This is a genomic window from Klebsiella sp. CTHL.F3a (assembly GCF_019890895.1).
Classification (GTDB): Bacteria; Pseudomonadota; Gammaproteobacteria; order Enterobacterales; family Enterobacteriaceae; genus Klebsiella; species Klebsiella grimontii.
Map to the genome: position 1 here is coordinate 4,398,700 of NZ_CP082360.1, position 21,889 is coordinate 4,420,588.

Annotated in this window: 19 protein-coding genes; 12 read left to right on the forward strand and 7 right to left on the reverse strand. The window is 58.6% G+C overall.

The genetic code is table 11. The annotated features are described in order from the left end of the window. Positions 1 to 4: 4 nt before the first annotated feature. The 3 genes from K7H21_RS20695 to K7H21_RS20705 form a co-directional block, all read right to left on the reverse strand. Positions 5 to 1,183, reverse strand: a complete 1,179-nt coding sequence (locus K7H21_RS20695) for a M20 aminoacylase family protein (protein ID WP_142480700.1) — start codon at positions 1,181 to 1,183, stop codon at positions 5 to 7. Between the two features lie 428 nt (positions 1,184 to 1,611). Then, the gene (locus tag K7H21_RS20700) at positions 1,612 to 2,082 is read right to left on the reverse strand and encodes an RcnB family protein (RefSeq protein WP_004130160.1); all 471 of its coding nucleotides are present in this window, start codon (positions 2,080 to 2,082) and stop codon (positions 1,612 to 1,614) included. Positions 2,083 to 2,380: 298 nt separating this feature from the next. After that, positions 2,381 to 2,773, reverse strand: coding sequence for a hypothetical protein (locus tag K7H21_RS20705; protein WP_004130158.1), 393 nt, complete (start codon positions 2,771 to 2,773; stop codon positions 2,381 to 2,383). Between the two features lie 274 nt (positions 2,774 to 3,047). On the opposite strand from K7H21_RS20705, the gene K7H21_RS20710 reads away from it, so the two are divergent. From K7H21_RS20710 to K7H21_RS20745, 8 genes are all read left to right on the forward strand, one after another. Continuing rightward, positions 3,048 to 4,166 (forward strand): ABC transporter substrate-binding protein, encoded by a 1,119-nt coding sequence (locus tag K7H21_RS20710; protein ID WP_172879578.1) that lies wholly within the window; start codon positions 3,048 to 3,050, stop codon positions 4,164 to 4,166. 6 nt (positions 4,167 to 4,172) lie between these two features. Continuing rightward, on the forward strand, positions 4,173 to 5,255 hold the full coding sequence (locus K7H21_RS20715; RefSeq protein WP_223035316.1) for a FecCD family ABC transporter permease: 1,083 nt from the start codon (positions 4,173 to 4,175) through the stop codon (positions 5,253 to 5,255). Beyond that, complete coding sequence (locus tag K7H21_RS20720) at positions 5,252 to 6,043, forward strand: ABC transporter ATP-binding protein (RefSeq protein WP_223035317.1); 792 nt, start codon at positions 5,252 to 5,254, stop codon at positions 6,041 to 6,043. The genes K7H21_RS20715 and K7H21_RS20720 overlap by 4 nt, the downstream gene beginning before the upstream one ends. A gap of 281 nt (positions 6,044 to 6,324) precedes the next feature. Then, complete coding sequence (locus K7H21_RS20725; RefSeq protein WP_049115002.1) at positions 6,325 to 7,248, forward strand: aminoimidazole riboside kinase; 924 nt, start codon at positions 6,325 to 6,327, stop codon at positions 7,246 to 7,248. Between the two features lie 165 nt (positions 7,249 to 7,413). Beyond that, positions 7,414 to 8,931, forward strand: a complete 1,518-nt coding sequence (locus tag K7H21_RS20730; RefSeq protein ID WP_004130150.1) for a carbohydrate porin — start codon at positions 7,414 to 7,416, stop codon at positions 8,929 to 8,931. A 136-nt stretch (positions 8,932 to 9,067) separates the two neighbouring features. Beyond that, positions 9,068 to 10,438 (forward strand): sucrose-specific PTS transporter subunit IIBC, encoded by a 1,371-nt coding sequence (locus K7H21_RS20735; RefSeq protein WP_004130149.1) that lies wholly within the window; start codon positions 9,068 to 9,070, stop codon positions 10,436 to 10,438. Further along, entirely contained in the window at positions 10,438 to 11,838 is a 1,401-nt protein-coding gene (locus tag K7H21_RS20740) for a sucrose-6-phosphate hydrolase (protein ID WP_004130148.1), read from the forward strand. The genes K7H21_RS20735 and K7H21_RS20740 overlap by 1 nt, the downstream gene beginning before the upstream one ends. A gap of 30 nt (positions 11,839 to 11,868) precedes the next feature. Beyond that, the gene (locus K7H21_RS20745) at positions 11,869 to 12,873 is read left to right on the forward strand and encodes a LacI family DNA-binding transcriptional regulator (RefSeq protein ID WP_049112201.1); all 1,005 of its coding nucleotides are present in this window, start codon (positions 11,869 to 11,871) and stop codon (positions 12,871 to 12,873) included. Between the two features lies 1 nt (position 12,874). On the opposite strand, the gene licT is transcribed toward K7H21_RS20745, so the two are convergent. The 4 genes from licT to K7H21_RS20765 form a co-directional block, all read right to left on the reverse strand. Continuing rightward, a complete protein-coding gene (licT, locus tag K7H21_RS20750) occupies positions 12,875 to 13,714 on the reverse strand; it encodes a BglG family transcription antiterminator LicT (protein ID WP_004130146.1) in 840 nt (279 codons plus the stop codon). After that, on the reverse strand, positions 13,711 to 15,135 hold the full coding sequence (locus tag K7H21_RS20755; protein WP_223035318.1) for a glycoside hydrolase family 1 protein: 1,425 nt from the start codon (positions 15,133 to 15,135) through the stop codon (positions 13,711 to 13,713). Before K7H21_RS20755 ends, licT begins: the two co-directional genes overlap by 4 nt. Next, positions 15,132 to 17,012 (reverse strand): beta-glucoside-specific PTS transporter subunit IIABC, encoded by a 1,881-nt coding sequence (locus tag K7H21_RS20760; RefSeq protein ID WP_142469766.1) that lies wholly within the window; start codon positions 17,010 to 17,012, stop codon positions 15,132 to 15,134. Before K7H21_RS20760 ends, K7H21_RS20755 begins: the two co-directional genes overlap by 4 nt. Before the next feature lie 211 nt (positions 17,013 to 17,223). Then, a complete protein-coding gene (locus K7H21_RS20765) occupies positions 17,224 to 18,153 on the reverse strand; it encodes a LysR substrate-binding domain-containing protein (RefSeq protein WP_032742070.1) in 930 nt (309 codons plus the stop codon). A 207-nt stretch (positions 18,154 to 18,360) separates the two neighbouring features. On the opposite strand from K7H21_RS20765, the gene K7H21_RS20770 reads away from it, so the two are divergent. From K7H21_RS20770 to K7H21_RS20785, 4 genes are read left to right on the forward strand one after another with little or no spacing between them, the layout of a single operon-like run. Continuing rightward, complete coding sequence (locus tag K7H21_RS20770) at positions 18,361 to 19,275, forward strand: branched-chain amino acid ABC transporter permease (protein WP_004130142.1); 915 nt, start codon at positions 18,361 to 18,363, stop codon at positions 19,273 to 19,275. Positions 19,276 to 19,285: 10 nt separating this feature from the next. Further along, positions 19,286 to 20,392: a branched-chain amino acid ABC transporter permease gene (locus K7H21_RS20775; RefSeq protein ID WP_049113815.1), complete on the forward strand. Its 1,107-nt coding sequence runs from the start codon at positions 19,286 to 19,288 to the stop codon at positions 20,390 to 20,392. Then, complete coding sequence (locus K7H21_RS20780; RefSeq protein ID WP_142444858.1) at positions 20,389 to 21,156, forward strand: ABC transporter ATP-binding protein; 768 nt, start codon at positions 20,389 to 20,391, stop codon at positions 21,154 to 21,156. Before K7H21_RS20775 ends, K7H21_RS20780 begins: the two co-directional genes overlap by 4 nt. Continuing rightward, on the forward strand, positions 21,149 to 21,868 hold the full coding sequence (locus K7H21_RS20785; protein ID WP_142480698.1) for an ABC transporter ATP-binding protein: 720 nt from the start codon (positions 21,149 to 21,151) through the stop codon (positions 21,866 to 21,868). Before K7H21_RS20780 ends, K7H21_RS20785 begins: the two co-directional genes overlap by 8 nt. The last annotated feature ends 21 nt before the right edge of the window (positions 21,869 to 21,889 follow it).

The following is a 21,889-nucleotide window of genomic DNA, read 5'->3' on the forward strand; positions in this document are numbered from 1 at the left end:
GAGATCAACGGCAGTGTGTTTCAACTAACCGGGCGAACAGCGTCGCGCCGGTGGAAATAATGTCATCATTAAAGTCATAGCCGGGGTTGTGCACCATACAGCCGCCCTTCCCGCCTTTCTCACCATTGCCCAGCAGGAAGTAGCAGCCGGGGCGTTTCTGGAGCATAAAGGCGAAATCTTCGCTGGCGTTCATCGGCGAAATGGATTCCAGTACGCCCTCCTCGCCAAAGACCTCCAGCGCCAGCGCTTTGGCGAACTCGGTCTCCTCGCCGCTGTTGGTCAGCACCGGATAAGAGTCAAAAACCTCAACCTCGCTGCTGGCGCCGTAGCTTTTGGCGGTAAAATCAGCGAGCTCTTTGATGCGCTTAATCAGCAAGTCGCGGATTTCCGGCTTCATCGCCCGCACGCTCAGCTCCATCACCACGTTCTCGGGGATGACGTTGGAGGCGATACCCGCCTGGAAAGTGCCGACGCTGACCACCGCGGTTTCGCCCGGCGGTACGTTACGGGCAACGATACTTTGCAGATTCATCACCAGCGCCGCGCCGGTCACAATGGGGTCGACGGTGCGCTCGGGGTGCGCGCCGTGGCCGCCGTAGCCGGTAATAGTGATTTTTACCGTATCCGCCGAGGCCATAAAATTACCGGCGTAAAAGCCGAGTTTCCCCACCGGCAGGCCCGGCATATTGTGCAGGCCGAAGATGCGCTCGCAGGGGAAGCGCTCAAACAGGCCGTCTTTAATCATTAAATCCGCGCCGCCGATCGCCTCTTCCGCAGGCTGGAATATCAGGTGTACCGTGCCGTTGAACTGGCAAGCCGGCGAGGCGATATATTTCGCCGCCGCCAGCAGAATAGTGGTATGGCCATCGTGGCCGCAGGCGTGCATTTTTCCGGCCACGGTGCTGGCCCAGGGGAGATCGGTCGCTTCGAAAATCGGCAGCGCGTCCATGTCGGCGCGTAGGCCGATTGTACGCGGCGAATCGCCCTTGCTTAACGTTCCTACCACCCCGGTTTTCGCCAGCCCGCGGGTCACCATATAGCCCCACTCGGTCAGTTTTCCGGCCACCAGCTCGCTGGTATTAAACTCTTCCAGGCTTAATTCCGGATTGGCGTGTAAATAATGACGGATCGCAATCATTTCATCTTCGGTGGCTTTAATTTCAGGAATTACACAGTCGGTCATGCCGGTCTCCGGGAATAGAATCAGATGCAAAGCTTTAATAACTTAACGTGCTAAGGGTTTATTGCAAGCAGGATTTCTTATTCCACGCGGGGTTTTCATCTGATTTATTCATAGCGATTTAAAGGCGAAGCGGACGTCTTTTACTAACGCCTGAACCAGGGTACTTCTTACATTCTCTGTTTTTTATTAACCATGAAGCACAATACACATTTATAAAGCCTAAATAAGCAGATAAAACAGCAAAGAAGAGGCGCATGGATGATATTTTCAACTTTGCAGTTTTTGCGCGGATTTGAAGCGAAAACAAGGGCGAGTGGGCATCGCCCGATAGCGCCAGGCTAGCCGGACTACCATCCCTCAGACGCGGGGGAATCGGTAGCCCGGGGCACCGCCTCCGGGGGAAGCGGTGGCGAGGTTAAGTAAAAAAGTTAGTGGCTCAGCGCGCCGTTGATCAGGATCGACGTAATAATCCCGGTCGCGGCGGCAATCAGCACATAGTTACCGTCAATATAGGACCAGTGCTGCCCGCGTGGCGGTGCCGGTAATCCGCGATCGTTCCAGTCGTTTATCCGGTAATCATTGCCGCGAAAACGTTCCGGGGCCGGCTGACCTTTGCGGAAATCATGGCCGTTCCACGCGAAGTGGTCCCGCTCGTGGCGCGCCTGATGAGGGTTACCCTGCGGCCCCTTGTCACCATGCGCCGGGCCACGGTTATCGCCGTTACCCTGATGGTTGTTGGCCTGCGGCCCCTGTTGACGGTTACCGTCCGGGCCGCCCCGGCCGGCGTCTTGCTGCCAGACCTGCTGCTGACCGTGGTTGTTGCCGCCAGGACCATCCGCCCAGGAGACGGAAGTCAAAGCACAAGATAAAATAATCGCCAGTGAAAGAATTTTTTTCATAATACACCTCCTGATATATTTCCTTTGTACCAGGAAAATGTGGAGGAATAGTGAGTAATAATATAACCAGGACAATTCCTGGCATATCCGCTTAGTCTTTCAAGGCGCATTTTTATTGGTTGCGCTCATTTAACCCAGCCACAGGATTTACTCTGCTCCCGGGTATACTGCAAGCCGGTTCGATTTTCATTGTGGATAGCATTATCACCTGTTAAAAATATTATCCCGAGGCTGAACAATACGCGCTAAATAACAAAAAAGGCCGCTTTCGCGGCCTTTTTTAGCAAAGAGTCAGTGATTACTCAGTGACTTTAGTTTTTAGCTCTTCAGCACCCTGCTTGGTTTTATCCCAGCCTTCTTTGCTGACCTCTTTGGTCTTATTCCAGCCTTTTTCGGTGCCTTCTTTAGTCGCGTTCCAGCCCTTCTCAGTCCCTTCTTTGGTCTTGTTCCAGGTTTTCTGCGCGCCTTCGCTGACTTCGCTGCCTACGCTGTCGCTTTTGCCTTCAGCCGCGTGTTTGGCTTTAAGCTGCTGCTCTTCGCCCTGGTGCTGGGCCTCATGCAGTTTTTCTTTCGCGGTGTTCGCCCCTTCATGGGCCGCCGCGACGGTATCGTCGGTTGCGTGTGTCGTTGTTGCAGCAAAAACAGGAGCTGCTACCAGAATCGCCGATAATGCAATCATTGCTTTTTTCATAATATCCTCTCTCGCTAACGAACTTAATGTTATGAGTCGCATTTAGCATGGCACAAGATTTTGCCGTCTGGCTTTAGGGATTGTTCTTAAAACTGATTTCAGACTTTTCTATCGACTTTTGGTCTGCCGCGTCCCACTTCTGGATGCTCGAATAAATTCCAACAAATTTGTTACATTTTAAGTCATTTGCCGTTGATATACTTGCCGTTTATGTTTACACGAGAATAATTCTCAGAATCATTATATTTATAAATTAGCAAACGGAACGCATATTATGGCAATAAAATCAGTAGGTTCGCTCATCCTTACTGCCCTGATTTCCACTCCTCTCTTAAGCTTTGCCGCGCAATATCCGCTCACCATCACCGATCTCGACGGCCGCGCGATTACGCTCCAGCATGAGCCACAGCGCATTATCCTGCAGGATGGTCGCGATATTATGGCCATGGCTCTGCTCGACCGCGACAACCCTTTCAGGCGCGTCGTGGCATGGAATAACCTGGCCAGAAAACAGGACATCAATACCTGGAAAATGCTGCAGGAGAAGTGGCCGCAATCCGCTCAGATCCTCGATATGGGCTTTAGCGATAAGGGCAACGTTGACCTTGAGAGCGTCATCTCCCGCCAGCCTGACCTGATGATCGCCCAGCTTCGCGCGAAGCCCGCGCTGGAGGAGAGCGGTGTCATCAGCAAGCTCAGCGCGCTGAATATTCCCGTGCTGTTCGTCGATTATGAAATCAACCCCGGCAAAGACACCGCCCCGAGTATCGATCTGCTGGGGAAAGTCCTTAACCGTGAAGAAAACGCCAAAGCCTATACCGACTATTACCGTCAGCAACTGGACGCCATCCGCCAGAAAACCGCGAACATCACCCCGAAGGCTAACGTTTTTGTCGAGGCGCTGGCGGGTAATAGCGATGCCTGCTGCTTCACGCACGGCCACAACGGCTGGGGCGGTCTGGTCGAAGCCGTCGGCGCGAACAATATCGGTTCGCATCTGCTGCCGGGCGCTTCCGGATTTGTGTCGCTGGAAAAAGTGATTAGCATGAAGCCGGATGCCTATATTATGACCGGTTCAAAACGCGGGAATAGCCAGGTGCTGCCGCTCGGTTTACAGGCCGATCCCCAGGAGGTCAATCGCCAGGCGGAGCGGCTGCTGTCGCGCACCGGCGTGAGCAACATCCCGACGATCGAAGCAAAACGCGCTTACGGCATTTACCACCACTTCTATAACCATCCGTGGAATATCGTCGGTATGGCGTATCTGGCGAAGGATATCTATCCCCAGACCTTCAGCGGCCTCAACCCTGACGACAGCTGGCACTACATTGTTCGTCATTTCACCACCCTGCCCGATCTGCCGTTTGTTTTTTCCTGGCAACAAGGTGAGTAATGAGCCATGAGTCTCTCTTCTGAATCCGATATCGTCGCGTTTGGCGTCGATAGCCGTGACGTCATGGCAAACTATCGTCACATTGTGCGCCGCCGTGCCATCATGCTGCTGCTGCTGACGCTGTTGATTATTGCCTCGCTGCTGCTCGACTTCGTCATGGGGCCATCGGGTCTGTCGCTGCAGGCGCTTTGGCAAACTCTTACCGACCCGGGCAGCGCCAGCGCCGGAACGCGAGCGATCGTCTGGGATATCCGCATGCCCTATGCGCTGATGGCCGTCGTCGTCGGCCTGGCTCTCGGCCTCGCCGGAGCTGAAATGCAGACCATCCTTAACAATCCGCTGGCGAGCCCGTTTACGCTCGGCGTCTCATCGGCGGCGGCCTTCGGCGCGGCGCTGGCTATCGTGCTGGGGATGGGTATTCCCGGCATTCCCGGCCAGTGGTTTGTCTCGGCCAACGCTTTTATCTTCGCCCTGCTGGCGGCGCTGCTGCTGGACGGCATTACGCGCTGGACACAGGTCGCCACCTCCGGCGTCATTCTGTTCGGCATCGCGCTGGTGTTTACCTTCAATGCGCTGGTATCGATGCTACAGTTTGTCGCCAACGAAGATACCCTCCAGGGGCTGGTGTTCTGGACGATGGGCAGCATTGACCGCGCTTCATGGCAAAAGGTGGGGATCCTGTTTGCGATACTGGCGGTCGTCATGCCGCTATCCATGCGCAGCGCGTGGAAGCTGACTGCGCTGCGCCTCGGCGAAGACCGGGCCGTCAGTTTCGGCATCAACGTGCGCCGCCTGCGCCTGACCACCCTGCTGCGCATCAGCGTTCTGTCGGCGATTTCGGTGGCGTTCGTTGGCCCAATCGGTTTTATCGGCCTGGTAGCGCCGCATATCGCCAGACTGGTTTTCGGCGAAGATCACCGCTTTTACCTGCCGGCCAGCGCGTTAATCGGCGCCCTAGTCCTGTCGCTGGCTTCGGTTGCGGCAAAAAACCTGATCCCCGGCGCTGTAATTCCGGTTGGCATCGTGACCTCGCTGGTGGGGGTGCCTTTTTTCCTGAGCATCATTTTGCATCATCGGGGGCACGTATGAGCCAGGTTGTATCCGGACTGGCGCTGACCCATTTCAGCGCCGGTTATCCCAGATGCCAGGTGATCCGCGACCTGACGGTACCGAGGCTGCAGCGCGGTAAAATCACCGCGCTGCTCGGCCCCAACGGCAGCGGAAAATCCACCCTGATGCGGGCGATGGCCGGGCTGGGGCCGTCCGCGGGCGAGCTGTCGCTGGACGGTGAGAATCTGCTTGCCCTCCCCTTTGCCCGGCGAGCGGAAAAAGTGGTCTACCTGCCGCAGACGCTGCCCGCCGGCGTGCACTTGCGGGTGCTGGAGTCGATTATTGTCGCTCAACGCGCCGCCGGAGGAGCGCACAGCCCGGAGAATCAGGCGCAGGTAATGTCGCTACTGCGCCAGCTAGGCATTGAACATCTGGCGCTGAGCTACCTCGACCGGCTATCCGGCGGGCAGAAGCAGCTCGTCGGCCTGGCGCAATCGCTTATTCGCCAACCGGCTCTCCTGCTGCTGGATGAGCCCCTTAGCGCGCTGGATTTAAACTATCAATTCCACGTGATGGATCTGGTGCGTGAGGAGACGCGGAGGCGCAACATCATCACGCTGGTGGTGGTTCACGACATCAATATCGCCCTGCGCCATGCGGATCACGTGCTGATGTTAAAAGAGGGGCAACTGCAGGGGGACGGCGCGCCGGCCGAGGTGATTACCCCGCAGGCTCTGGCGGCGGTTTACGGCGTGCGCGGGCGCATCGAGCCCTGTTCTCAGGGTGTGATGCAGGTGATTATCGACGGTCTGGCGGCGGGAGCTTGAGCAGGCTCGGCGTTGAACATCAGCCCTGAGAGCCCTTCTCTGCCTGGGCTTTGCCGGAGGCAGCGCGCTGCGCCTCTCCGGCATACCGCGTTTCGCCGCCATATCACCCGTCGCCACCGGCAGCCCCTCCCGCCTGGCCGAATCATCAATCTTTTGCCAACCAGCTCACGTTTTTATGCCCTGGTTCGCACTTTTCCCCCCGTAACGTTCCCCTGATCCTGTCGCTATGCTTTAATGTGCTAAAACGGTTTAACTAAGTTTAGCTATGGAGATTTTTCAGCATGATTGCAAAAGTTTGGGTTCTGGGAGATGCGGTAGTTGACCTGCTGCCGGAGAGCGAAGGCCGCCTGCTGCGCTGCCCCGGCGGCGCGCCGGCCAACGTGGCGGTAGGTATCGCCCGTCTTGGCGGCATCAGCGGGTTTATCGGGCGCGTCGGTGACGACCCGTTTGGCCGCTTTATGCGCCACACGCTGCAGCAGGAGCTGGTCGACGTCAGCCACATGCGCCTCGACGGCGAGCACCGAACCTCCACCGTCGTGGTCGACCTTGACGATCAGGGCGAACGCACCTTTACCTTTATGGTGCGCCCAAGCGCGGATCTGTTCCTGGCGAAAGAAGACCTGCCGCAGTTTACCGCCAACCAGTGGCTGCACGTCTGCTCTATCGCGCTTAGCGCCGAGCCCAGCCGCAGCACCACCTTCGCGGCTATGGAGAAAATCAAGCTAGCTGGCGGCCGGGTTAGCTTTGACCCCAATATCCGCCCGGACCTCTGGCAGGATCAGGAGCTGCTGCACGCCTGCCTCGATCGCGCCCTGCGCATGGCCAACGTGGTGAAGCTGTCGGAAGAGGAACTGGTATTCATCAGCGGAAGTGATGATTTAGCGCAAGGCATCGCCAGCATCACCGCGCGCTACCAGCCTGAATTGCTGCTGGTCACCCAGGGCAAAGCGGGCGTGCTTGCCGCTTTCCAGCAGCAGTTTACCCATTTCAGCGCCAAGCCCGTGGTCAGCGTGGACACCACCGGCGCGGGCGACGCTTTTGTCGCCGGACTGCTCGCAAGCCTTGCCGCCAAAGGGATGCCGACGGATATCGAAGGGCTGGAACCCACCCTGACGCTGGCGCAAACCTGCGGCGCTCTGGCGACAACGGCGAAAGGCGCGATGACCGCTCTGCCATACCAGCGCGACCTTAATCGCCAGTTTTGATTGTTCAGGCCGTCGTGCGCGGCCCACTTTGTTGCATCCATCACAATTATTAAACCGGTTTAGCAAAATCCATTTCAAAATGTTAAGGCTCATGTTTAACATAGCACCTAAACCGGTTTAGCAAAAAACAACATTTTCAAATTTTACTTTCGGGATGCAACCAGCATGTATAAAAAAAGCACACTCGCGGTCCTTATCGCTTTGCTAACCGGCGCCGCCTCAGCCCACGCGCAAACGGACCTCAGCAGTATAGAAGCCCGCCTGGTCGCGCTGGAAAAACGCCTGCAGGAGGCGGAAAACAGAGCGCAAACCGCGGAAAACCGCGCCGAGTCAGCGGAGAAAAAAGTCCAGCAGCTGACCACCCAGCAGCAAAAAAATCAGGACACGACGCAGGAAGTGGTTCAACGTACCGCCAAACTTGAGAAAAAAGCCGATGAGAAAAGCGGCTTTGAGTTTCACGGCTACGCCCGCTCCGGCGTGATAATGAATGATTCCGCCGCCAGCACCAAATCCGGCGCCTACATGACGCCAGCGGGGGAAACCGGCGGGGCTATCGGCCGTCTGGGAAACCAGGCCGATACCTATGTTGAAATGAATCTTGAACATAAGCAGACCCTGGATAATGGCGCGACGACCCGCTTCAAAGTGATGGTCGCCGACGGACAAACCAATTATAACGACTGGACGGCGAGCACCAGTGATTTGAACGTTCGCCAGGCTTTCGTCGAACTGGGCAACCTGCCTGCCTTCGAAGGGCCGTTTAAAGGATCCACCCTGTGGGCCGGGAAACGCTTCGATCGCGACAACTTTGATATTCACTGGATTGACTCTGACGTTGTGTTCCTCGCCGGTACCGGGGGCGGTATTTACGACGTCAGGTGGAACGATAGCATTCGCAGTAACTTCTCTCTCTACGGACGCAACTTCGGCGATATTGCTGATTCGAGCAACAGCGTGCAGAACTATATCGTCAGCATGAACAACTTTATCGGTCCGGTGCAGGTGATGGTCAGCGGGATGCGGGCAAAAGACAACGATGAACGTCAGGATACCAACGGTAATCCGGTCAAAGGCGATGCGGCAAATACCGGGACCCATGCGCTGCTCGGGTTGCATAACGACAGTTTTTACGGCCTGCGTGAAGGCACCAGCAAAACCGCCCTGCTCTACGGTCACGGCCTGGGCGCGGAAGTTAAAGGCATCGGCTCTGACGGCGCGTTACGCTCGGGGGCCAACACCTGGCGCTTTGCCAGCTACGGCACCACGCCGCTCAGCAAAAACTGGTTTATCGCCCCGGCTATCCTGGCGCAAAGCAGTAAAGATCGTTATGCCGAGGGCGACAGCTATCAGTGGGCAACGCTCAACATGCGTCTAATCCAGGAGATCAACCAGAACTTCGCTCTCGCTTACGAAGGCAGCTACCAGTATATGGATCTTAAACCTGAAGGTTATAACGATCGCCATGCGGTGAACGGTAGCTTCTACAAGCTCACCTTCGCCCCGACCTTTAAGGTCGGCAGTATCGGTGATTTCTTCAGCCGTCCTGAAATCCGCCTTTATACCTCGTGGATGGACTGGAGCAAAAAACTGAATAATTACGCCAGCGACGACGCGCTGGGCAGCAGTGGTTTTAAATCGGGCGGCGAATGGTCGTTCGGTATGCAGATGGAAACCTGGTTCTGACGGGTAACGTCTGACGACAGGAACATCCGGGGCGGCTACGCGCGCGTTGTCGCCCCGGACAGGATAACGACGCAGAAACTGCGCCCCCGTGAACACGGGACGACAACACGAAAATTTTACGCATTCAGAGGGTACTATGGATTTTGAACAGATTTCCCGCTCGCTGCTTCCGCTTCTGGGAGGCAAGGAAAATATCGCCAGCGCCGCGCACTGCGCCACGCGTCTGCGGCTGGTGCTGGTCGATGATTCGCTGGCCGACCAGCAGGCCATCGGCAAAATTGAAGGGGTTAAGGGCTGTTTCCGTAACGCCGGGCAGATGCAGATTATTTTCGGCACCGGGGTGGTGAACAAAGTCTACGCCGCCTTTATCCAGGCGGCAGGAATTAGCGAATCGAGCAAGTCGGAAGCCGCCGACATCGCGGCGAAAAAGCTTAATCCTTTCCAGCGTATCGCGCGCCTGCTGTCGAACATCTTCGTGCCGATTATCCCGGCAATCGTCGCCTCCGGCCTGCTGATGGGCCTGCTGGGAATGGTCAAAACCTACGGCTGGGTTGACCCGAGCAACGCCCTCTACATCATGCTGGATATGTGCAGCTCGGCGGCGTTTATCATTCTGCCGATCCTGATTGGCTTTACCGCGGCCCGCGAATTCGGCGGTAACCCCTACCTCGGCGCGACGCTCGGCGGCATTCTGACCCACCCGGCGCTAACTAACGCCTGGGGCGTGGCCGCCGGTTTCCATACCATGAACTTCTTCGGCCTCGAGATCGCCATGATCGGCTATCAGGGGACGGTGTTCCCGGTGCTGCTGGCGGTATGGTTTATGAGTATCGTTGAGAAGCAGCTGCGTCGCGCGATCCCCGATGCGCTGGACCTGATCCTGACGCCATTCCTGACGGTGATTATTTCCGGTTTTATCGCCCTACTGATTATCGGCCCGGCCGGTCGCGCGCTCGGCGACGGCATCTCGTTTGTCCTGAGTACCCTGATTAGCCATGCCGGCTGGCTGGCCGGACTGCTGTTTGGCGGTCTCTATTCGGTTATCGTCATTACCGGTATTCACCACAGCTTCCACGCCATCGAAGCCGGCCTGCTGGGCAACCCGTCCATCGGGGTCAACTTCCTGCTGCCGATCTGGTCCATGGCCAACGTCGCCCAGGGCGGCGCCTGCCTGGCGGTATGGTTTAAAACCAAAGACGTCAAAATCAAAGCCATTGCGCTGCCCTCGGCGTTTTCCGCTATGCTGGGCATCACCGAGGCGGCGATTTTTGGTATCAACTTACGTTTCATGAAGCCGTTTATCGCGGCGCTGATCGGCGGCGCGGCGGGCGGCGCGTGGGTCGTGTCCGTGCACGTCTATATGAGCGCAGTCGGCCTGACGGCGATTCCCGGCATGGCCATCGTGCAGGCCAGCTCGCTGCTGAACTACATTATCGGCATGGTCATCGCCTTTGGCGTCGCTTTCGTCGTCTCTCTGCTGCTGAAATACAAAACGGACGCTGAATAATGTCACTTCCATCACGTCTGCCTGCGATTTTGCAGGCCGTTATGCAGGGCCAGCCGCGCGCGCTGGCCGATAGCCACTATCCCCGCTGGCACCATGCGCCAGTCACAGGGCTGATGAACGACCCCAACGGGTTTGTCGAGTTTGCCGGGCGCTATCACCTGTTCTACCAGTGGAACCCGCTCGCCTGCGATCATAAGTTCAAATGCTGGGCGCACTGGAGTTCAGCGGATCTGCTGCACTGGCGGCATGAGCCTATTGCGCTGATGCCGGATGAAGAGTACGACCGCAACGGCTGCTACTCCGGCAGCGCGGTGGATAACAACGGTACGCTCACCCTGTGCTACACCGGCAACGTGAAGTTCAATGATGGCGGCCGAACCGCGTGGCAGTGCCTGGCGACGGAAAACGCCGACGGTACCTTCACTAAGCTCGGTCCGGTCCTGCCGCTGCCGGAGGGCTATACCGGCCACGTCCGCGACCCGAAAGTCTGGCGGCATCAAGACCGCTGGTACATGGTGCTGGGGGCGCAGGATCGGCAAAAGCGCGGTAAGGTGCTGCTGCTCAGCTCCCCGGACCTTCATCAGTGGCGCAGCGAGGGCGAAATCGCCGGCGACGGCATTAACGGCCTGAGCGACGCGGGCTATATGTGGGAGTGTCCGGATCTGTTTCCGCTCGGCGACCAGCATATTCTGATCTGCTGCCCGCAGGGGATAGCTCGTGAAGAAGAGCGTTTCCTCAATACCTATCCGGCGGTATGGATGAGCGGCGATGTCGACTACGAACGCGCTGCGTTCAAACACGGCGAGCTGCACGAGCTGGACGCCGGATTTGAGTTTTATGCCCCGCAAACTACGCACACCCGCGATGGCCGCCGCCTGCTGGTCGGCTGGATGGGCGTCCCGGACGGCGAAGAGATGCTTCAGCCGACGCTCGCTCATGGCTGGATCCATCAGATGACCTGCCTTCGCGAGCTGGAGTTTATCGACGGTCAGCTCTACCAGCGTCCGCTGCGCGAGCTGACCGCCCTGCGCGGGGAAGCGCACGGCTGGTCGGGGAACGCCCTACCGCTGGCGCCGATGGAAATCAATCTGCAAACCGCCGTCGACGACGCGCTAAGCCTTGATTTCGGCGGCGCGTTAACCCTTGAGCGCAACGCCAGCGGTATCCGTCTGGCGCGACGCAGCCTCGCCAGCGACGAGATGCACTATCGCTACTGGCGCGGCGAGGTCCGCACGCTGCGGATTTTCATCGATCGGTCGAGCGTGGAAATTTTCATTAACGACGGCGAAGGCGTAATGAGCAGCCGCTGCTTCCCGGATTATCCGTCGCAGCTGATTTTCTCCGGCAGCGCGCCGGATGCATTCTGCTACTGGCCGCTGCGAACATGCATGATAGAATAAGCGTTTTGCTTTCAGGCTCATGGCGTCGTAATGAAAACCAAACGCGTAACCATTAAAGATATCGCCGAACTGGCGGGCGTTTCCAAAGCGACCGCTAGCCTGGTGCTCAACGGGCGTGGCAAAGAGCTGCGCGTAGCGCAGGAGACGCGCGAGCGCGTGCTGGCGATTGCCCGCGAGCAGCACTATCAGCCGAGCATTCACGCCCGCTCGCTGCGCGATAACCGCAGCCACACCATCGGCCTGGTGGTGCCGGAGATCACCAACTACGGCTTTGCGGTCTTTTCCCATGAGCTGGAGATGCTGTGCCGCGAAGCGGGCGTCCAGCTGCTGATCTCCTGTACCGACGAAAACCCCGGTCAGGAGAGCATGGTGGTCAATAACATGATTGCCCGCCAGGTCGACGGGCTGATCGTCGCCTCCTGTATGCACAGCGATGCCGACTACCTGAAGCTCAGCGAACAGCTGCCGGTGGTGCTGTTTGACCGCTGCCCTAATGAAAGCGCCCTGCCGCTGGTGATGACCGATTCAATTACCCCGACGGCGGAGCTGATTTCCCGCATCGCGCCTCAGCATCGCGATGAGTTCTGGTTTTTAGGCGGGCAGCCGCGTCTGTCGCCCTCCCGAGATCGTCTGGCCGGGTTTACGCAGGGTCTGGACCAGGCGGGTATTGAATTGCGCCCGGAGTGGGTGATCAACGGCAACTACCATCCCAGCTCCGGCTATGAGATGTTCGCCGCCCTCTGTGCGCGTCTGGGTCGGCCGCCAAAGGCGCTGTTTACCGCCGCCTGCGGGCTACTGGAAGGGGTGCTGCGCTATATGAGCCAGCACCATCTGCTGGATTCAGACATCCACCTGGCAAGTTTTGACGATCACTATCTCTACGATTCGCTATCGCTGCGTATTGATACCGTCCAGCAGGACAACCGCCAGCTGGCCTGGCACTGCTACGATTTAATCAGCCAGCTGATTGACGGCAATACGCCCGAGCCGCTACAGCGCTACCTGCCGGCGACGCTGCAGTTTCGGCATCGGTGATTCACGCATCCAGGCCCGCGATCCGCACCAGATGAACGGTGAGCCACAGCAGCTCGTTGCCGCCGAGGGTGATATCGAGCTGGGCTTTGACGTAATCGCGGATCAGCAGCGCGCAGCGGTACGCCTCCGGATACGCCTTAATCACCTGCACCAGCAAAAAACTGTCCCGCGCGCCGTCCAGCTCTCCCTCTTGTAAACGCTGGAGGAAAAACTGCATATGGACCAGAAAACGCGAGTAGTTAATCGAGTCGGTATCTATCTGCTGTTTAAAGTGATACTGCACGAGATTAAAAATATCCTTCAGCATCTTCACCGACTGCATGGTCTGCGCCACGTCGTCGCCCTCGCTCTGGCCGTTTACCAGATGAAAGGCGATATTCCCGGCTTCCTCCTCCGGCAGTTCAATCCCGTACTGCTGGCGAATAATCGTTACCGCCTCGCTGGCGACGCGGAACTGCTGCGGATAAAAACGCCTGACTTCCGGCAGCAGGCGATTTTGAATGGCGATCCCTTTGCGGCTGCGCTCGATGGCAAAGGTCAAGTGGTCGGCGAGGGTAAAGAAAATCTGCTCGCGAACCTTGCTGGCAAGCTGCATATTGGCGCGGGAAATAATCATTGCCGCCATTTCGATCACCTCGTCCGGAATGGCGGAGAGCGCTTCAAGATAGCCGCTGCGGGCGCCGAGCGCCTGGGTCACGAACAGCTTCTCAATCTTCTCCGGGGCGATCTCATCCCCGGGTCTGCTGTTGAAGCCAATGCCTTTCCCCATGACGATAACCTCCCTGCTATCGTCATCCATAGAGAGCACCAGGCTATTGTTGAGCACCTTCTGAACAATCATCTCTGCGACTCGTCGTGGTTGCCGTTTTGCGCGATGACATCCTTATACCACCAGAAGCTGCGTTTGCGGATCCTTTGCAGGCTCTTCAGGTCATCCTCGCCGCGATCGACATAAATAAAACCGTAGCGCTTGGCGTATCCCTGATGGGTGCTGACCACGTCAATCGCCGCCCACGGGCAGTAGCCCATCAGCTCGACGCCGTCGGCTATCGCCAGACGCATTTGCTCGATATGCGCCTGTAAGAAGGCGATGCGATAGTCGTCATTTACCGTCCCGTCATGCTCCAGCTTATCCGGCGCGCCCATGCCGTTTTCGCTAATCAGAATCGGCAGGCCGTAGCGTTCGCACACTTTACGCAGCGTCAGGCGCAGCCCCACCGGATCAACCACCCAGCCGTAGGGGGTTTTGCCAACCCACGGGTTTTCCGCCGGACGATAAACCCCCTCTTCGCCCAGCATAATTTGCTGGTCCCCGGCGCGGGGCGCAACGTCGCCGCCATCTCCCCGGCTGGCGGCAATGGTGGCGGTGGAGTAATAGTTAATGGCGATAAAATCCGGCCGTCCCTGCTGCAAAATCAACGCATCTTCTGGCTGCATTTCCGGCGCAAGACCGCGGTCCAGTAAATACGCCCACGCTAAGGCGTTGTAGCGGCCATGTACCGCCACATCCAAAAAGCTCCAACAGCGCAGCGTCTCCCAGTTATGCGCGGCGATGGCGTCCTCCGGTTTACAGCTTTCGGCGTACATCGACGTAGTGTTTATCGCCGGGCCGATGCGCAGCCCGGGGAATTCGCGGTGGCACAGGGCGAAGATCTGCGCCTGGGCCAGCATCATATGGTGATTCTGCTGGTACAGGGCTTTCTTGTCCGGCAGTTCGCGATCGGCGGGCACGCCAATCGCGCCGGGATGCAGGATCATGGTGTTCTGTTCGTTAATGGTCAGCCAGAGCACAACTTTATCGGCAAACTCGCTGAACAGCAGCCGGGCATAGCGCACGAACGCCTCCCCGGTTTTGCGGTTCAGCCAGCCGCCTTTTCGCTCCAGCGCCCATGGCAGGTCGAAGTGGTACAGCGTGACGATGGGGGTGATGCCATGGCGCGTTAGGGCGTCGATCAGGCGGTGATAAAAGGCCAGCCCGGCCGGATTCGCCGCGCCGTCGCCGTCAGGTATCACCCGCGACCAGGCCACCGAAAAGCGGTAAGCCTTCAGCCCCATCTGCGCCATCAGCGCGACGTCTTCCTCCACCCGATGATAGTGGTCGCTGGCGATACGGAAGTCCGCCGTTCCCGGCGGATGGCTGAGCATATCGACCACCGAGGGGCCTTTACCCTCTTCATTCCACGCGTCCTCGACCTGATAGGCCGAGGTGGACGCGCCCCACAGAAAACCGTCCGGGAACTGCGCTTTCTTTTGATAAATCATGCCTGCGCCTCCTTAGCGGATTGCACCATCAATTGCTCGCCGTAATCGACCTGTGCGGCGGCGGTCAGGCGCAGCGAGTGCTGCTCGTCACCGTTGACCACAATCACCGGCGTAATCAGGTCATACCCGGCCTGCTCGATGGCGGGAATATCAAAGCGGATCAGCGCCTGTCCGGCTTCCACCTTATCGCCCACCTTCAGCGTAGAGCTAAAGTGCTGGCCGTTAAGATTAACGGTGTCGATACCGATATGGATCAGCAGCTCAAGACCGCTGTCGCTCTGCAGGCCAACGGCGTGGCAGGAGGGCAGGAACATCATCACCGTGCCGCTAAACGGCGCGCGCAGTACCCCTTCCTCGGGACGAATCGCCAACCCCTCGCCCAGCAGACCGCCGGAAAAGACGTCATCGTTCACTTCGCTGAGCGCCGCCACCTTGCCGCGCAGCGGGCTGAATACTTCCGTCTCCCCTTCGCTTTTCGGGCTCACCGCAGGCTGCGGCGCCTCGCTGACCTCTTCTTGATCCTCAGGCGTATCTTTAAAGGCGATAAACCAGGTCAGGGTAAAGGTCACCACGATGGAGATCGCGCAGGTCACCAGCGCATGGACGATGTTCATTGGGTTTTCGCCGATAAACGCCGGCAGCGCCGCGAGGCCTGGCGAGACAAACGCGTAGCGCACCAGCCCGCTCACTCCGGCGTAGACCCCGGCGCAGCCGCCGCCGATCATCGCGGCAATCAGCACGCGGCGGAACTTGAGCAGCACCCCGTACAGCGCCGGTTCGGTGATCCCCAGCAGCGCGGTAAAGCCCGATGAAGAGGCCAGCTGGCGCAGGTTGCTATTTTTGGTTTTCAGCGCCACGCACAGCGTCGCCGCCCCCATCGCCACGTTGGACGCCAGCATCCCCGGTCCGTTAATCATCTCGTAACCGCTTTTACTCAGCTGGCCGGTGGCGATCGGCGTCATCGCCCAGGCGGTACCAGTAATGATCAGGAAGGGCTGCAGGGTGCCCATCAGCATCGGGATCAACCAGCTGGCGTGGCGGTCGATAGCGCCCGCTCCGGCGGCGACCAGATCGTTAAGCAAAATGCCCGCCGGGCCGACCACCACCAGCGCCAGCGGCGCGGTAATCAGCAGGATCAGCATCGGCTTAACGAAAAACTTGATAATCGATGGCGACACTTTTTCGGCAAAGCGCTCCACCCACGACATCAGCCACACGGTCAGAATAATCGGCAGCACCGAACCGGCGTAATCGGACAGCAGGACGTTGATGCCGACAAAATCGACCGCTTTACCGGCCGCCAGCATCTGGCCGATGCCCGGATGCAGCAGCACGCCCGCGAGGGTCATCGCCAGAATGGGGTTGCATTCAAACTTCAGCGACGCCCCGTAGGCCAGCAGCACCGGCAGGAAGAAGAAGGCCGCATCAGCAATAATATTCAGCAGCTGATACGTCGAGCTGGTTTCGCTAATCACCCCCGTGAGCTTGAGAATAGCCAACAGCGCTTTAATCATCCCCGCGCCGGTAATCGCCGGGATCACCGGGGTAAAGGTGGTCGAAATAACGCTGATAATCCGTGCGACGATGCCGGCCGGCTTCGCATTTTTATCGCCGCCTGCCGGGCCTTTTTTCTCCGGCAGCGCCTTATTGAGCCGCCGATAAACCTGCTGCACCTCGTTGCCGATCACAATCTGGAACTGGCCGCCCTTCTCCACCACGCTGATTACGCCGGGGAGGGTGCCAATCTGCGCATCGTTTACCTTTGTGCGGTCGTTGAACTCCATGCGCAGCCGGGTCGCGCAATGGGTGAGCATGCGGATATTTTCCGCACCGCCCACCGCGTGGAGGATTTTGTCTGCTGTTTCGTTATAGTTCATAGTGTTCCCTGGTGTTGGGGCAAAAAAAAAGACCAAAACAGAGACGCTCCCCTTAGCGGGAGAGCATTTCTATTTTGGTCTTGCCTGCTTTCGCAGTAGCACGCCATCATAAAAATGGGTTATTTCGGCGGATTATCTAAGCGCCCCTGCGTAATGACAATGGCGACCGAACAAAAGTGTGAGCTGGCTTAAGTAAATTCTTAACTAAATATCAACCGAGGGCCTGCTGGCGTAGCCAACTCTGCAATAGTTTACCGTTGGGGGTCATCTCGCTATCCTGACGTACGCAGAGATAATAATCCCGGCCATCATCAATTGCCGCATCAAAGATTTTCACCAGCTCGCCGCTCTTCAGATAGGGAGCGATCAGCGGCTCGCGCATGAGCGCACAGCCCAGCCCGGCCTGTACGCCCGCCAGGGTTAGCAGGCCGTCCTCAAACAGCGGCCCGGTCGAGCGCGGCGGGCGCTTCACTCCCTGCTGCACAAACCACTGATTCCAGGTCGTGCGCTCCTCGTCGTGCAGCAGCGGCATCTGCAACAGCTGTTCCGGGGTATCAATATGCCCATGGAGGCGGAGAAAAGCCTGACTGCATACCGGCACCATTCTGCCGGAGATCAGCTTTTCACTTTGATAGCCCACCCAGTGACCGTTGCCAAAGCGGATCGACATATCGGAAGCGTCGCTAAGATAGTTGCGGTGGTTAGCGTAAACCACGTTGATTTCGGTATGCGGGTTCGCGTGCACGAACGACGGCAGGCGGGGAATAAACCAGCCCATGCCAAACAGCGGGATCAGGCTGATCGTCACCTGCTGGGTTTGCACCTGCTCGACGAGATGCTCGGTGGCCTGACGCAGTACGTTAAACGCCGCGCGGATCGAGCGGTAATACTCCCGCCCCTGCTGGCTGAGAGTCAGCCGTCGCCCCTGCCGTTCGGTGAGCGGGATCTGCAAATAGCCCTCCAGCACCTTGAGCTGATGGCTAACCGCCGAGGGCGATATCGCCAGCTCCTGCGCCGCCAGGGTCACGCTGCCGAGGCGTGCGATCGCCTCGAAGGCGCGCACTGCCCGCAGCGGCGGATCGTTGGCCAGCGTACTCTCCGACCAGCTAACCGGCCCCGCTGATTGTTCTGTTTTTTTCATATGTTGATTTTCTTAGCGCATTTCGCTATCCGATGAACTATTAAATTATATTTGAAATCATAAAGATATCTAACAACATATTTATAATAAGAAAGAATATATGCGTATTTTACAATTTAATTCATTTGTTGGATGGTAGCGATTATTTGAGCATCTTGTCGGAACAATCAGTTGGACACACTCATACAACAAATCATCAACGGGGTCATGCTCGGTAGCATCTACGCCCTGATCGCGCTCGGCTATACCATGGTGTACGGCATCTTGCGCATTATTAACTTTGCCCACGGCGACATTCTGATGGTCGGCGCGTTGACCACCCTTTCCGGGATGCACGCCCTGAACGCGCATTTCCCCACTCTGCCGCCGCTGGCGCAGCTCGGGCTGGCGCTGCTGCTGGCCATGACGGTCTGCGCCCTGCTGGCGATGGCGGTCGAACGCTTTGCCTACCGCCGCCTGCGCAACGCCCCGCGCCTGGCGCCGCTGATCTCCGGGATCGGCGTCTCGGTGCTGCTGCAAACCGTAGCGATGATCGTCTGGTCGCGCAATCCGCTGATGTTCCCGCAGATCCTGCCGATGGACCCGATCGCCGTGACCCACGGCAGCGCAGCGCATCCTCCGGCTCTCGTTACCGTCACCGGTATCGTCACCGTCGCGCTGGCCCTCACGGTGATGCTTGGCCTGTGGCTGCTGGTGGAATACACCCGCTTAGGCCGCGGTATGCGCGCGGTAGCGGAAAATCCACGCATCGCTACGCTAATGGGCGTTAACCCTAACGCGATTATCGCCCTCACTTTCGCCATCGGCGGCGTATTCGCCGCGCTGGCTGGCGTGATGATGGCCAGCAACTACGGCAGCGCTGGTTTCTCCATGGGCTTTCTACCCGGCATTAAAGCCTTTACCGCCGCGGTGCTCGGCGGCATCGGCAATATTCGCGGCGCGATGATCGGCGGCCTGCTGCTGGGCCTTATCGAATCCCTTGGGGCAGGCTATCTCGGCGACCTGACCCACGGCGTCTTCGGCAGCAACTACCAGGATATTTTCGCCTTTATGGTGCTGATCCTGGTGCTGGTCTTCCGCCCGGCCGGTTTGCTCGGCGAACGCGTCGCGCACCGGGCTTAGGAGAAAAATCATGACAACGGCACAACTCGATACGCCTGCCGTCTCCCGCCGCTTTTGGTCCGGGATGACCCTGTTCGTCTGCGCGCTGCTGGTGGCGCCGATGGTCGCCAGCCAGCTCGGCGGTAACTACTGGGTGCGAGTCATCGACTTCGCCCTGCTCTACGTTATGCTGGCGCTGGGGCTAAATATTGTGGTCGGCTATACCGGCCTGCTGGATATGGGCTTTATCGCCTTTTACGCCGTGGGCGCGTATCTGGCGGCACTGCTGGCCTCACCGCATCTGCTGGACGTCTTCCCGATGTTGAATAGTTGGTTTCCGGACGGCCTGCACACCTCCTGGCTGGTGATTATTCCGCTGGCCGCGCTGGTGGCGGCAGGCTGCGGTATCGTGCTGGGCGCGCCGACGCTGAAGCTGCGCGGCGACTATCTGGCCATCGTCACCCTCGGGTTCGGCGAGATTATCCGCATCCTGATGCGCAACCTCGACCGTCCGGTCAACATCACCAACGGCGCAAAAGGCCTCTCCGGGGTCGATTCGCTGAATCTGTTCGGCCTCAAGTTTAGCGGCGTTTATCACTGGTTTGGCTTTAAAGTCCCGGCGCTGTGGCTGTGGTACTACCTGCTGATGCTGGTGATTGTGGCAATTATTTTCGTCTGCCTGCGGCTGCAGCATTCGCGCATCGGCCGGGCCTGGCACGCGATCCGCGAGGATGAAGACGTCGCCCGCGCGATGGGCATTAACCTGCGTAACTACAAATTGCTGGCTTTCGCTATCGGCGCCTCATTCGGCGGCGTGGCGGGCGCGCTGTTCGGCGCATTTCAGGGCTTTGTTTCGCCGGAATCCTTTACCCTGCAGGAGTCGATTGCGGTCCTGGCGATGGTAGTGCTGGGCGGCATGGGGCATATCCCCGGCGTGATCCTCGGCGCGGTGCTGCTGACCGCGCTGCCGGAGCTGCTGCGCAGCCAGGCGGCGCCGGTACAGCAGGCGCTGTTTGGCGAAGTGCTGATTGACCCGGAAGTATTGCGCCAGCTGTTCTACGGCATGGCGCTGGTGCTGGTCATGCTGCTGCGCCCTCAGGGCATCTGGCCCGCGCGACATCAAGGAGCGAAAGCATGAGCCTGTTAAGCGTACGCCATATGACGAAGCGTTTCGGTGGTCTGACGGCGGTCGACAACGTATCGCTGAGCATTAATCAGGGTGAAATCTACGGCCTGATCGGCCCCAACGGCGCAGGGAAAACCACCTGCTTTAACCTGATTACCGGGCTTTACCCGGCGGACAGCGGCGAGTTCGCTATCGGCGGGGAAGCCTATTTTCCGAACAATATTGAGAAAGTGACCGCCGCGGGCATCGCCCGCACCTTCCAGAACGTGCGGCTGTTTAACAACATGTCGGTACTGGAGAACGTTATGGTAGGCCGCCACGTCCGCACCCGCAACGGCCTGTGGGCCGCGCTCTCCCGTCATAAACGGGCCCGGGCCGAGGAGACGCAAACCCGCGAGCTGGCCTGGCACCTGCTGGACTATACCGGCATCGCGCAGTTCGCCCACTATCGCGCCTGCGACCTCGCCTATGGTCACCAGCGGCGGCTGGAGATTGCCCGCGCGCTGGCCACCGAACCACGCCTGCTGGCGCTGGATGAACCGGCGGCCGGAATGAACGCCGCCGAGAAGATGGCCCTTGGCGAACTGCTGCTGCGCATTCGCGACGACGGCAAAACGCTGTTGATGATTGAGCATGACGTCAAGCTGGTAATGGGGATCTGCGATCGCCTGATGGTGCTGGATTATGGCAAAACGTTAACCAGCGGCACGCCGGATAGCGTACGCCGCGATCCGGCGGTGATCGCCGCCTGGCTGGGAGGCAGTGCCCATGTCTGATTTATTAACCGTCAACCAGCTTAGCGTTCATTACGGCGGCATCCAGGCGGTGCGCGACGTCTCTTTCAGCGTGAAAAAGGGTGAGCAGGCCACGCTTATCGGCGCCAACGGGGCGGGCAAAAGCTCAACCGTCCGCGCCATTACCGGGCTGGAACCCTTTAGCGGCGACATTCTGTTTAACGGCAAGCCGATACGCAAACGTCGGGCCGAATCCCTGCTGCGTGAAGGGCTGGTGATGGTGCCGGAAGGTCGTGGAATCTTCGCACGCATGACGGTGCTGGAAAACCTGCAAATGGGCGCGTGGCTGCGTCGCGACGGGGCGGCGGTCAAACAGGAGATGCGCGCCATTTTCGAAAACTTTCCGCGTCTTGGCGAACGTCAGCATCAGCTGGCGGGGCTGCTCTCCGGCGGCGAACAGCAGCTGCTGGCGCTTAACCGCGCCCTGCTCAGCCAGCCGCGTCTGCTGATCCTCGACGAACCGTCGATGGGCCTGGCGCCGCTGATGGTCGAGAACATTTTTCGCGTCATCGCCACCCTGCGCCAGCGCGGCGTCGCGCTGCTGCTGATTGAGCAGAACGCACGCCTGGCTCTTGAGGCTACCGACAGCGCCTGGGTGATGGACAGCGGCAGCATCGTCGAGCGCGGTCCGTCGCAGACGCTGCTGGCCGATGACCGTATTGCACAGATTTATTTGGGCGAAATGCCCGTTTAACAAACAACCAGCATCAGGGAA

Coding starts and splice junctions, on each gene's coding strand:
- K7H21_RS20710 (WP_172879578.1), top strand. CDS start 3,048: ATGGCAATAAAATCAGTAGGTTCGCTCATCCTTACTGCCCTGATTTCC.
- K7H21_RS20785 (WP_142480698.1), top strand. CDS start 21,149: ATGTCTGATTTATTAACCGTCAACCAGCTTAGCGTTCATTACGGCGGC.
- licT (WP_004130146.1), bottom strand. CDS start 13,714: ATGATTGTTCAGAAGGTGCTCAACAATAGCCTGGTGCTCTCTATGGAT.
- K7H21_RS20775 (WP_049113815.1), top strand. CDS start 19,286: ATGACAACGGCACAACTCGATACGCCTGCCGTCTCCCGCCGCTTTTGG.
- K7H21_RS20715 (WP_223035316.1), top strand. CDS start 4,173: ATGAGTCTCTCTTCTGAATCCGATATCGTCGCGTTTGGCGTCGATAGC.
- K7H21_RS20745 (WP_049112201.1), top strand. CDS start 11,869: ATGAAAACCAAACGCGTAACCATTAAAGATATCGCCGAACTGGCGGGC.
- K7H21_RS20705 (WP_004130158.1), bottom strand. CDS start 2,773: ATGAAAAAAGCAATGATTGCATTATCGGCGATTCTGGTAGCAGCTCCT.
- K7H21_RS20725 (WP_049115002.1), top strand. CDS start 6,325: ATGATTGCAAAAGTTTGGGTTCTGGGAGATGCGGTAGTTGACCTGCTG.
- K7H21_RS20730 (WP_004130150.1), top strand. CDS start 7,414: ATGTATAAAAAAAGCACACTCGCGGTCCTTATCGCTTTGCTAACCGGC.
- K7H21_RS20760 (WP_142469766.1), bottom strand. CDS start 17,012: ATGAACTATAACGAAACAGCAGACAAAATCCTCCACGCGGTGGGCGGT.
- K7H21_RS20755 (WP_223035318.1), bottom strand. CDS start 15,135: ATGATTTATCAAAAGAAAGCGCAGTTCCCGGACGGTTTTCTGTGGGGC.
- K7H21_RS20695 (WP_142480700.1), bottom strand. CDS start 1,183: ATGACCGACTGTGTAATTCCTGAAATTAAAGCCACCGAAGATGAAATG.
- K7H21_RS20700 (WP_004130160.1), bottom strand. CDS start 2,082: ATGAAAAAAATTCTTTCACTGGCGATTATTTTATCTTGTGCTTTGACT.
- K7H21_RS20770 (WP_004130142.1), top strand. CDS start 18,361: ATGCTCGGTAGCATCTACGCCCTGATCGCGCTCGGCTATACCATGGTG.
- K7H21_RS20780 (WP_142444858.1), top strand. CDS start 20,389: ATGAGCCTGTTAAGCGTACGCCATATGACGAAGCGTTTCGGTGGTCTG.
- K7H21_RS20735 (WP_004130149.1), top strand. CDS start 9,068: ATGGATTTTGAACAGATTTCCCGCTCGCTGCTTCCGCTTCTGGGAGGC.
- K7H21_RS20765 (WP_032742070.1), bottom strand. CDS start 18,153: ATGAAAAAAACAGAACAATCAGCGGGGCCGGTTAGCTGGTCGGAGAGT.
- K7H21_RS20720 (WP_223035317.1), top strand. CDS start 5,252: ATGAGCCAGGTTGTATCCGGACTGGCGCTGACCCATTTCAGCGCCGGT.
- K7H21_RS20740 (WP_004130148.1), top strand. CDS start 10,438: ATGTCACTTCCATCACGTCTGCCTGCGATTTTGCAGGCCGTTATGCAG.